The 9,430-nt window shown below is 64.0% G+C and carries 10 protein-coding genes; 5 read left to right on the forward strand and 5 right to left on the reverse strand.

Annotated elements, in window-relative coordinates:
• The first annotated feature begins 117 nt into the window (after positions 1-117).
• The gene (locus tag EOA32_RS11320) at positions 118-2,367 is read left to right on the forward strand and encodes a glycogen debranching N-terminal domain-containing protein (protein ID WP_128371783.1); all 2,250 of its coding nucleotides are present in this window, start codon (positions 118-120) and stop codon (positions 2,365-2,367) included.
• Between the two features lie 144 nt (positions 2,368-2,511).
• The gene (locus EOA32_RS11325; RefSeq protein ID WP_067003527.1) at positions 2,512-3,081 is read left to right on the forward strand and encodes a NifU family protein; all 570 of its coding nucleotides are present in this window, start codon (positions 2,512-2,514) and stop codon (positions 3,079-3,081) included.
• A gap of 173 nt (positions 3,082-3,254) precedes the next feature.
• Here the strand turns inward: EOA32_RS11325 and EOA32_RS11330 are convergent, their stop codons facing one another.
• Positions 3,255-3,872: a L,D-transpeptidase gene (locus EOA32_RS11330; protein ID WP_067003525.1), complete on the reverse strand. Its 618-nt coding sequence runs from the start codon at positions 3,870-3,872 to the stop codon at positions 3,255-3,257.
• 223 nt (positions 3,873-4,095) lie between these two features.
• Here EOA32_RS11330 and cueR point away from each other — a divergent pair, with 223 nt between their 5' ends.
• From cueR to EOA32_RS11345, 3 genes are all read left to right on the forward strand, one after another.
• Positions 4,096-4,485, forward strand: coding sequence for a Cu(I)-responsive transcriptional regulator (gene cueR / locus EOA32_RS11335; RefSeq protein ID WP_067003523.1), 390 nt, complete (start codon positions 4,096-4,098; stop codon positions 4,483-4,485).
• An 85-nt stretch (positions 4,486-4,570) separates the two neighbouring features.
• Positions 4,571-4,873 (forward strand): DUF1330 domain-containing protein, encoded by a 303-nt coding sequence (locus EOA32_RS11340; RefSeq protein ID WP_128371784.1) that lies wholly within the window; start codon positions 4,571-4,573, stop codon positions 4,871-4,873.
• Positions 4,874-5,198: 325 nt separating this feature from the next.
• Positions 5,199-5,699 (forward strand): MmcB family DNA repair protein, encoded by a 501-nt coding sequence (locus EOA32_RS11345; RefSeq protein WP_179294504.1) that lies wholly within the window; start codon positions 5,199-5,201, stop codon positions 5,697-5,699.
• 75 nt (positions 5,700-5,774) lie between these two features.
• Here EOA32_RS11345 and EOA32_RS11350 read toward each other — a convergent pair whose 3' ends face one another.
• The 4 genes from EOA32_RS11350 to EOA32_RS11365 all read right to left on the reverse strand — a co-directional run.
• Positions 5,775-6,239 carry a hypothetical protein gene (locus EOA32_RS11350; RefSeq protein ID WP_245499243.1) on the reverse strand — a complete coding sequence of 155 codons (465 nt, stop codon included), beginning with the start codon at positions 6,237-6,239 and terminating at the stop codon, positions 5,775-5,777.
• Between the two features lie 117 nt (positions 6,240-6,356).
• The gene (gene nhaA, locus EOA32_RS11355; protein ID WP_128371785.1) at positions 6,357-7,547 is read right to left on the reverse strand and encodes a Na+/H+ antiporter NhaA; all 1,191 of its coding nucleotides are present in this window, start codon (positions 7,545-7,547) and stop codon (positions 6,357-6,359) included.
• A 270-nt stretch (positions 7,548-7,817) separates the two neighbouring features.
• Complete coding sequence (locus EOA32_RS11360) at positions 7,818-8,381, reverse strand: ActR/PrrA/RegA family redox response regulator transcription factor (protein ID WP_040974834.1); 564 nt, start codon at positions 8,379-8,381, stop codon at positions 7,818-7,820.
• Positions 8,382-8,488: 107 nt separating this feature from the next.
• Positions 8,489-9,430 (reverse strand): ActS/PrrB/RegB family redox-sensitive histidine kinase (locus EOA32_RS11365; protein ID WP_145971285.1); only part of this gene is annotated, 942 nt, incomplete at its 5' end.

A 9,430-nucleotide genomic window follows, 5' to 3' on the forward strand; every position in this document is an offset into this window, starting at 1 on the left:
GCCATTTGGAATGGTCACGGAAACGGCCATTCCAAAGGAGCGCCGGTGGACGAATCAACCCGGAAAGCAGGGCGTAGCGGCACGTCAAAGCCGCGAAACGCTGGGACTGGATCACCGGTGCAGCCGCGCTCGCAGGCAGCGCGATCGCAGCAAAAAGCCCGGCAGACGCCTCATGCGCAGCAGGAGCGCAGGCACCGCGTGCTCGCCAAGGGGCACCCGGCCATGGTGGACAGCATCGCCGGCGCGATTACGGTCAAGAATCTCGATCTCTACTATGTCGTCGCTCCCGACGCCCAGATACCGCTGAAAGGCGAGCACGGCTTCGGGCTCTATTTCCACGACTGCCGTTTCCTCGGCGGCTATGAGATGACGCTGGGCGGTTTGCCGCCGATCGTGTTGGCCTCGACCGCGCAAAGAGGTTACGCCGCGCTTTTCGAACTGGCCAATCCCGACCTGCATTGCGATGGGGGGCGACTGATTCCCAAGGACGAGCTCGGCATCCGCTGGGAGCGCATTCTCGATGCGGAGCAAACATGCGTGCGGGAGGTTCTGACCATCCAGAATTTCGGCCACGAGCCGCATGGCTTTCCGCTGGCCCTACACTTCGGCGCCGGCTTCGAGGACATTTTCAATGTGCGCGGACTGGTGCCGAAGAACCTCGGCAGGTGCGAGCGGCCTGCCTGGCGCGACGGCAGCCTCCACTTTGTCTATCACGGCGCCGACCACGTTCGCAGAACGGCAACAATCGGTTTTTTGCCGGCACCCGATGCCATGCACAGAACGGCGGCCGAGTTCCAGTTCGATCTCGCGCCAGGAGAAAAGCGTACCATCGCGATCACCATAGAATTGAGGGAACTGTCGGAAGAGCCGGAGGCCGAGCAAATGAGCCCGCACCCGGCGTTTGCTCTCGAGGCCTTTGCCGGGACGGTTCAGGCGGATACTGAAAAATGGCTGGAGCAACACACGAAGTTCGACAGCGACAGCCTGCTGCTCAACAGCATCATGGACCGTTCGCTGCGCGATCTCGCGGCGCTCAGGTCGGATCTTGGCAACAGGGAGTATTTCGCGGCCGGCGTGCCGTGGTACGTCGCGGTGTTTGGACGCGACAGCCTGATCGTCGCGCTCGAGATGCTGGCCTTCCAGCCGGACATCGCCGCCCAGACGCTGCGCCTTCTCGCCGGCTATCAGGGACGTCGAACGGATCGATGGCGAGAGGAGCAGCCCGGCAAGATCCTGCATGAGCTGCGCGTCGGCGAGCTCGCTCGCGCGGGCAATGTCCCGCATGCCAGATTCTACTGCACGGTGGACGCGACCCCGCTCTTCCTGCTGCTTCTCGGCCGCTATGCCGCGTGGACAGGCGACGTGGGGCTCTTCCGCGAACTGCGGGAGCCGGTGGAAAAGGCCTTGGGCTGGATCGCCAAGGCCGGAGACGGGCATGGCGAAGGCTATGTCAAATACCGCACCATCTCGGAAAGCGGTCTCGTCAACCAGGGGTGGAAGGACTCGGCCGACGCGATCGTCAGGACCGACGGCAGCATCGCCAGGCCGCCGATCGCGCTGGTCGAGGTGCAGGGCTATGTGTTTGCGGCCAAGCATGCCATCGCCGATCTCTACGAACGCATTGGCGAGCGCAACAGCGCCATTCAGCTTCGCGGCGAGGCCGAAAAGCTTCGGACACGGTTCAACCGCGACTTCTGGTGTGAGGACCTGGACACTTTCGCGCTGGCGCTCGAGGCGCGCGGCCGCCCGGTCGCGGTCGTTTCCTCCAACCCGGGCCATGCGCTGTGGACCGGCATCGCGGATCGGGGCAAGGGCCGCCGAACCGTGCGGCGGCTGATGCAGGACGACATGTTCAACGGCTGGGGCGTGCGCACGCTCGCGAGCGCGGAGCGGCGCTACAATCCCGTCGGATATCATCTCGGCACCGTCTGGCCGCATGACAATGCGCTGCTGGCGGCCGGCTGCCGGCGGTATGGCGAGGACGGCCCGGCGCTGCGGATCTTCACCGCCATTGTTGAAGCGGCGATGCACTTCCGCCATCACCGGCTGCCGGAGGCGATGGCGGGCTTTCAGCGCAACGATTTCCAGGTGCCGGTGCACTATCCCGTGGCCTGCCACCCGCAGGCATGGGCGGCGGGCGCGGTGCCGTTCCTGGTGACCACCTGCCTCGGCCTGGAGCCCGACGCCTTCGCAAACAGGCTGCGGATCGTGCGGCCGCGACTGCCCGATTTCGTCAGCCGCATCGAGCTTCGCGGGCTGCGGGTCGGCGAGGCAAGCGCCGACCTCGCATTCGTGCGCACGGCGGACGGCGCCGAGGTGAACATCCAGAAGACGAGTGGACAACTCAGCGTGGAAGTCGGAGGATAGGCTTGCCGTGGCGAAGCGCTCCGCCGGGGCAAAAACATTCCGCCAGCCAGCCGTTCGGGCGACGCGTTTCGCTTGAATGTCCAGCCGATAGAGCCTATTTAGAACTATTCCAAACTATCGGCCCGGAAGGGCCTGGAGATATCCATGTTCATCCAGACCGAATCGACGCCGAACCCGGCGACGCTGAAATTCCTGCCCGGCAAGGAAGTGCTGCGCGACGGCACCGCCGATTTCCGTGACGCCGAAGGCGCCGCACAGGCTTCGCCGCTGGCCGGCCGGCTGTTCGAGATCCCCGGCGTCACCGGCGTCTTCTTCGGCTACGACTTCATCACCGTGACCAAGGACGGTCCGGACTGGCAGCACCTGAAGCCGGCAATCCTCGGCGCCATCATGGAGCATTTCATGTCCGGCGCGCCGGTCATGGCTTCGGCGGCTCCGGCCAACGACGCCGGCCAGGCCGGCGAGTTCTACGACAAGGCCGACGAGGAGCTGGTGCTCACCATCAAGGAGCTGCTCGACACCCGGGTGCGCCCGGCGGTCGCGCAGGACGGTGGCGACATCACCTTCCGCGGCTTCGAGAACGGCACCGTGTTCCTGCACATGAAGGGTGCTTGTGCCGGTTGCCCGTCATCGACGGCGACGCTGAAGCACGGCATTCAGAACCTGCTCCGGCATTTTGTTCCGGAAGTGCAGCAGGTCGAGCAGGTCGCCTGATAATTCTGCTCCGCCGGCCGCCTGTTGCGGTTTCTGAGCTTCTCGGCGGAGTGAATTTTCTCCAACCGCAAAAACAAAAAACCGGGCCCCAACAGCCCGGTTTTCTGTCTTTGGACGTCTTGTTGTTGCCTAGACGGTCCGCGCACGCAAGCTTTTGTCCGCGGCCATCGTGATCACATCACGATGACCTTGGCGCCGACCGAAGTGCGGTCGTAGAGATCGATAATGTCCTGGTTCATCAGGCGGATGCAGCCCGACGACATCGCCTTGCCGATGGAGAACCACTCCGGGCTGCCATGCAGGCGGTAGCCCATGTCGCCGCCCTTGTTGAACAGATACATGGCGCGCGCGCCGAGCGGGTTCTTCAGGCCCGGCTCCATGCCGCCGGCGAATTTGGCGAGTTCGGGCTGGCGCTTGATCATCGGCGCCGGCGGCGTCCAGGTCGGCCATTCGCGCTTCAGCGCGATATGGGCGGTGCCGTGCCACTCGAAGCCCTCGCGGCCGACACCGATGCCGTAGCGCATGGCCATGCCGTCACCCTCGACGAAGTAGAGGAACTTGTTCTGGGTGTCGACGATGATGGTGCCGGGCTTCTCGGGAGTGTCGTAGCGCACTTCCTGCCGGCGGAAGCGGGCCGGAACCTTCTCGATCGGGATGCGCGGCAGCTGATAGCCGGCATCGGTCATCGCGCCATAGTTGTTGGTGAAGATCTGCCCGCCGATGGTGCTGCACCCGCTGATCGCGGTCGACAGCGCAAGGGCGGCGACGATTGCAAACGACTTCAAGCGCATGAATAGGTCCGACGCCCTGCCTTTTATCAGCGGCACGAGTCGGCCGCTTTCTCACCATCATTCATGCTGGCATTTCTTTTGCTTGCCAAGCGCGCACTGCCTATATGCATGACCTTCCCTGCCGGTAAGTGCCGAACTGCGGCATTTCGGCAACAGGGGTCGCGAGATTGTGAAGTAAAATCAACGGGGCAGCCGGAAGGGCTGCCGGAGACAGGAGAGCGCCATGAATGTCGGTGATGCCGCCGAGCGTTCCGGCCTGCCGGCCAAGACCATCCGCTACTATGAGGAGATCGGCCTGATCCTGCCGGCGCGCGCCGAAAACGGCTACCGCGACTACTCGCGCGACGACGTGCACCGGCTGGCCTTCTTGCGCCGCGCCCGCAACCTCGGCTTTTCAATCGACGATTGCAGGCAGCTGATGGCGCTTTATCAGGACCGCGACCGCGCCAGCCACGACGTGCGCGAAATCGCCAGCGCCCATGTCAGGGCGATCGAGGAAAAGGTGCGCGAACTGCAGTCGATGCGCGCAACGCTGCAGAAGCTGATCCACGCCTGCCACGGCGACGACCGGCCGGACTGCCCGATCTTGGATGACATGGCGGGGGCGGCGTGAAGTCGCCGAGCCGAAGCTAGACAAGTATCCAATCTCTATCTTAGCTCTTGAGCGAGCAACAAATCCTCGGCAGGAGTGCTCCACCATGAAGGGATACTGGCTCATCGTCGGCACCGAGATTTCGGATCAGGAAGCGCAAGCCGAATACGCCAGGCTGTGGAAGCCCATCGGCGAGAAATATCAGGCACGCAGCAATCCTTCGAAAGTGCCGCCCCTGCTGGTGGAGGCGCGCGATGCCGGTCGGGTGATCGTCGTCGAATTCCCGTCATTGGAAGCTGCCATGGCTTGCTATGACGACCCGTCTTACGAGGAAGCGAAGCGGTTTGCGCTGCAGGCGTCGAACCGCGTCCTGCTGATCTTCGAAGGGGATCTGGGGGAGGCGCGATAGAGGCCTGTACAACCGGCGCATAGCCTTTGGACAAACCGGTTGGCCTCGGCAGGCGCAATAGACACCCTGCTTTAACCGCTGCTGATTGAGCTTCTCGTTTGAGGGGGATTTGCGATGACGAAATATCGGAACCCACACTGGTCAAGATGGCCCGATAGCAAGCGCTAACGGCTCAACAAGTGAGCTCCCAGCCCGCCAGCGGATAATATGATGGATCCGGTGCCGACATTAACTAGGCGCCGTCAAATCCGGGGGTCTGTCAAATATATAATCATGTTTTGATATCGGGTTCAAACCGTGAACAAAATCTGGCATGGTGCCTGCCATGCCTATCGTTTCCCCGATTCCCCTGAACCCGCTGATCGACGGTCGCCAGTCGGAGCGCGCCATGCTGGTGCGGCGCGGCGTGCAGCGGCTGCTCAGCCAAATGGGCGCGCATGTGCTGCCGGAGCTATCCCTGGCCACCGGCCGGCGGGCCGATCTTGTCGCGCTGACCCGGCAGGGCGACATCTGGATCATCGAGATCAAATCCTCGATCGAGGATTTCCGCGTTGACCGCAAATGGCCGGACTACCGGCTGCATGCCGACCGCTTCTTCTTCGCCACCCATCCCGGCGTGCCCGCGGAAATCTTTCCGGAGGAGTGCGGCTTCATCCTCTCCGACGGCTATGGCGCGGAGATCTTGCGCGAGGCGCCGGAGCACCGCATGGCCGCCGCGACGCGCAAGGCGCTGATGTTGCGCATCGCGCGTGCGGGCGCGGCGCGGCTGCTGGCGGCGGAGCTTGCCGGTGTTTCGGTGCCGGTGCTGGACGGCGAAAGCGAGTAGGACGCGATCTCGTCGTCGCTGGCCGCGGGCCGCGCAGCACCGGGCTGCACTGCGCCGGGACCCAAATCGCAGCCCCTACTCGACATTGACGTCCACGACGATCTTGTACGCGTTCCCATCAAAAGTATGAACCGAGAAGGTCATCTGATCCTGCCCCTTGAACCCGGCAGCCGATTTGTAGACGCCTTTTATTCCGTCGACCTTTCGAGAATTGCATTTAAACCTCTGGTTGGTTTTCGCAAAAGATGTGTAAACCTTCCCTTCAACCAACCTAACTTCCCCATGGCTCGGCCCGGAGATGATTTTTACATCGTCCTTGCCGGCAGAAGAGCAGTCCACGTTCAGGCTCGCTCCCTTAAAGACGAGAATCTCCTGGCCAGTCAGTGCTGTTTTTTCGTAGCTCGACAGATGTGTGAACGCGGCCGCCGGAGAGAGCCCAAGGCCCAAAACCGCGACCGTTGCTATGACACTTGTTGTGCGGCATACCATTATTGCTGACCCCTTAACCGAGTGAATTACCCCGCCGCTGTTTGACGGCACGCTGAAGCACGCTAGCATTCCAGCGATAGCTTCAACTCATCAAATTCAAGTCATCGGAAAGTAGTGGTGCGCCTTACAACGCTTCCATTGATCGGCAAGACCGCGTTCCCCGCTGCCCTACTCCACTTCTTCTTCGGCGCCACCTGTCGCCGGCGCCATCAGCAGCACCGCCGCGCCGACCAGCGCGGCGATCAGCGAGCCGGCGAGGATGCCGACCTTCACCGCGTCTTGAAGGGCGGCGTCATTGGCGAAGGCGAGCAGGCCGATGAACAGGCTCATGGTGAAGCCTATACCGCACAGAAGCGAAATGCCGATCATGTGCAGCCAGCCGGCATTGGCCGGCAGGTCGGCGAGGCCCAGCCGGATGGCGAGAGCCGAGGAGCCGAAGACGCCGACCAGCTTGCCGACGACGAGGCCGGCGGCGACGCCCAGCGTCAGAGGCTCGACCAGCGCGGCAACGCTCAGGCCGCCGAGCGAGACGCCGGCATTGGCGAAGCCGAAGATCGGGATGACGATGAAGGGCACGAGCTTGTGCAGGCCGTGTTCCAGCCGGTGCAGCGGCGAGTGCTCGACGTCGTGACCGATGCCGGGCGAACGCTCGAGCGGAATGGTGAGCGCCAGCGCCACGCCGGCAAGCGTCGCATGCACGCCCGATTTCAGCACCAGCACCCAAAGCAGCGCGCCCAGCACGAGATAGGGCAAGAGGTTCATCACCCGCATGCGGTTGAGCACGATCAATACGGCGATGACCGCGAAGGCGGCGCCGAGATAGGCGAGCGACAGGCCGCTGGTGTAGAACAGCGCGATGATGATGACGGCGCCGAGATCGTCGATGATGGCCAAAGCGGTAAGAAACACTTTCAGCGAGGCCGGCACGCGGCTGCCGAGCAGCGACAGCACGCCCAGCGCGAAGGCGATGTCGGTGGCGGTGGGGATCGCCCAGCCGGGAAGGGCCGCCTGGTTGTCGCGGTTGACCAACACATAGACCAGCGCCGGAAACACCATGCCGCCGGCCGCAGCGATGCCCGGCAGCACGCGGCGCGGCCAGGTTGAGAGCTGACCGTCCAGCATCTCGCGCTTGATCTCCAGCCCGACCAGGAGGAAGAACACCGCCATAAGCCCGTCATTGATCCAGTGCGAGACGCTGAGCGGCCCGAGATAGGCGTGGAGGGCGGCGAAATAGATTTCGGCAAACGGCGAGTTTGCGACGATGAGCGCAAGGGCGGCGGCCGCCATCAGGATGATGCCGCCGGCCGCCTCACCGTCGAGGAATTCGCGAAGCATCGATTTCGGCCGCTCGTCGCGCATGCCCCCTCCGTCACATGGCCCGCCGGCCGGTGTCCTTCGCGGATGATGCTCAAACTTGCACGACCGGGCAAGCATTGGACCGGTCGGTCAGCGTCGCCCTCCTTGCAAGCGCCGGCGCCGCCCCTCACCTGCCTGCCGGCATCCTCTCCCCGTATGGCGGGGAGAGGGCGCTCTCATCACGGTTTTCGCCAGTCGCCAGCGTTGCTAGGCGGCAGCCAGCGCTGCCTTCGACACCCGCCATCGGCAGCACCGTACGCGTGTTTAAGCAGGTTACCGCGGCGCCCGCTTTGCCAGAATCCGCTGCAGGGTGCGCCGGTGCATGTTGAGCCGGCGCGCGGTCTCGGAGACGTTGCGGTCGCACATTTCGTAGACGCGCTGGATATGTTCCCAGCGCACGCGGTCGGCCGACATTGGGTTTTCCGGGGGTGCGGCCCGCTCGCCCGCGGTGCGGGTCAGCGCCGCAAATACGTCGTCGGCATCGGCGGGCTTCGACAGGTAGTCGACGGCGCCGAGCTTCACCGCCGTCACCGCGGTGGCGATGTTGCCGTAGCCGGTCAGGATGATGGTGCGGGAATCGTCGCGCTTCTCGCGGATGGCGGCGACCACGTCGAGGCCGTTGCCGTCGCCGAGCCGCATGTCGACTACCGCATAAGCCGGCGGGCGAGCGCGCGCCTTGGCGACCGCCTCTTCCACGCTTTCCGCCGTCTCGACCGCGAAGCCCCTGGTTTCCATGGCGCGGGCAAGCCGGGTGAGAAATGGCTTGTCGTCGTCGACGATCAGCAGCGAGGTGTCCTCGCCTTCTACCATTGCGCCGGTGGGTTCTTCTGCGCTCATTTGCGTCAGCATCCTACTGCCTTACTTTTACGCAGATACAATTCTGCAACTGCAATGTCCAATTTTTACAGCCGGCAACAAAGCTGCCATGCGCCAAATGCATAGGCTCACGCATTGTCGAATGCGGTGCCCGGGGCATGCTCGGGATTGAGGAAGACGCCGCGGGGCCAGGTGATCTGCACCACCGCCCCCTCGCCGAGCCCGCTCGAATTGCGAAAATCGATCGTCGCGCCCGAGCGCTCCAGCAACGTCTTGGCGATGAAAAGCCCGAGCCCGAGGCCGCCGCCGGCCTCTGTCCCCTGGCGCGTCGACATATAGGGCTCGCCGATGCGGTCGATGATTTCCGGCGGGAAGCCCGGCCCGTCGTCGATGATGGAGAAGGAGACCTCCTCATTGTCCCAGTTCCATCTGACGGTGACCGTGTCCTTGGCGAAGTCGACGGCGTTCTCGACCAGATTGCCGAGCCCGTAGATGACGCCCGGGCTGCGCTGCCCGACCGGCTCCGGGCCGATGCGCTCGCCGGGGCGCAGCCGGATCGAGATGCCGAAGTCGCGGTGCGGCGCCGTCACTTCCTCGACCAGCGAGGTCAGCGGCAGGCGCGAAAGATGCGCCTCGCCTTCCGAGGACAGGCTGGTCAGCCGCTTCAGGATCTCGCGGCAACGCTCGCTTTGCGAGCGCAGCAGCTTCACGTCCTCGCTGAATTTCGGATCTTCGCCCAGCGCCTTTTCCATTTCCTTGGCGACGACGGTGATGGTGGCCAAAGGTGTGCCGAGCTCATGCGCGGCGGCCGCCGCGAGGCCGTCGAGCGCCGAAAGATGCTGCTCGCGCTGCAGCACCAGCTCGGTGGCGGCTAGCGCGTTGGCGAGCAGGCGTGCCTCGGCCGCGACGCGGAAGGCGTAAATCGCGGTGAAGGCGATCGAGGCGAACACCGCCATCCACATGCCGGCGACATAGATGAAGGGCATCGACAGCGGCGCGCCCTCGTACCAGGGCAGCGGCAGATGGAAGAACACAAGCAGCGTGGCCGCCGCGATGACCAGCGCGCCGAG

The organism is Mesorhizobium sp. M1A.F.Ca.ET.072.01.1.1 (assembly GCF_004023325.1).
GTDB lineage: Bacteria > Pseudomonadota > Alphaproteobacteria > Rhizobiales > Rhizobiaceae > Mesorhizobium.

Coding starts and splice junctions, on each gene's coding strand:
- EOA32_RS11325 (WP_067003527.1), top strand. CDS start 2,512: ATGTTCATCCAGACCGAATCGACGCCGAACCCGGCGACGCTGAAATTC.
- EOA32_RS11330 (WP_067003525.1), bottom strand. CDS start 3,872: ATGCGCTTGAAGTCGTTTGCAATCGTCGCCGCCCTTGCGCTGTCGACC.
- cueR (WP_067003523.1), top strand. CDS start 4,096: ATGAATGTCGGTGATGCCGCCGAGCGTTCCGGCCTGCCGGCCAAGACC.
- EOA32_RS11340 (WP_128371784.1), top strand. CDS start 4,571: ATGAAGGGATACTGGCTCATCGTCGGCACCGAGATTTCGGATCAGGAA.
- EOA32_RS11345 (WP_179294504.1), top strand. CDS start 5,199: ATGCCTATCGTTTCCCCGATTCCCCTGAACCCGCTGATCGACGGTCGC.
- nhaA (WP_128371785.1), bottom strand. CDS start 7,547: ATGCGCGACGAGCGGCCGAAATCGATGCTTCGCGAATTCCTCGACGGT.
- EOA32_RS11360 (WP_040974834.1), bottom strand. CDS start 8,381: ATGAGCGCAGAAGAACCCACCGGCGCAATGGTAGAAGGCGAGGACACC.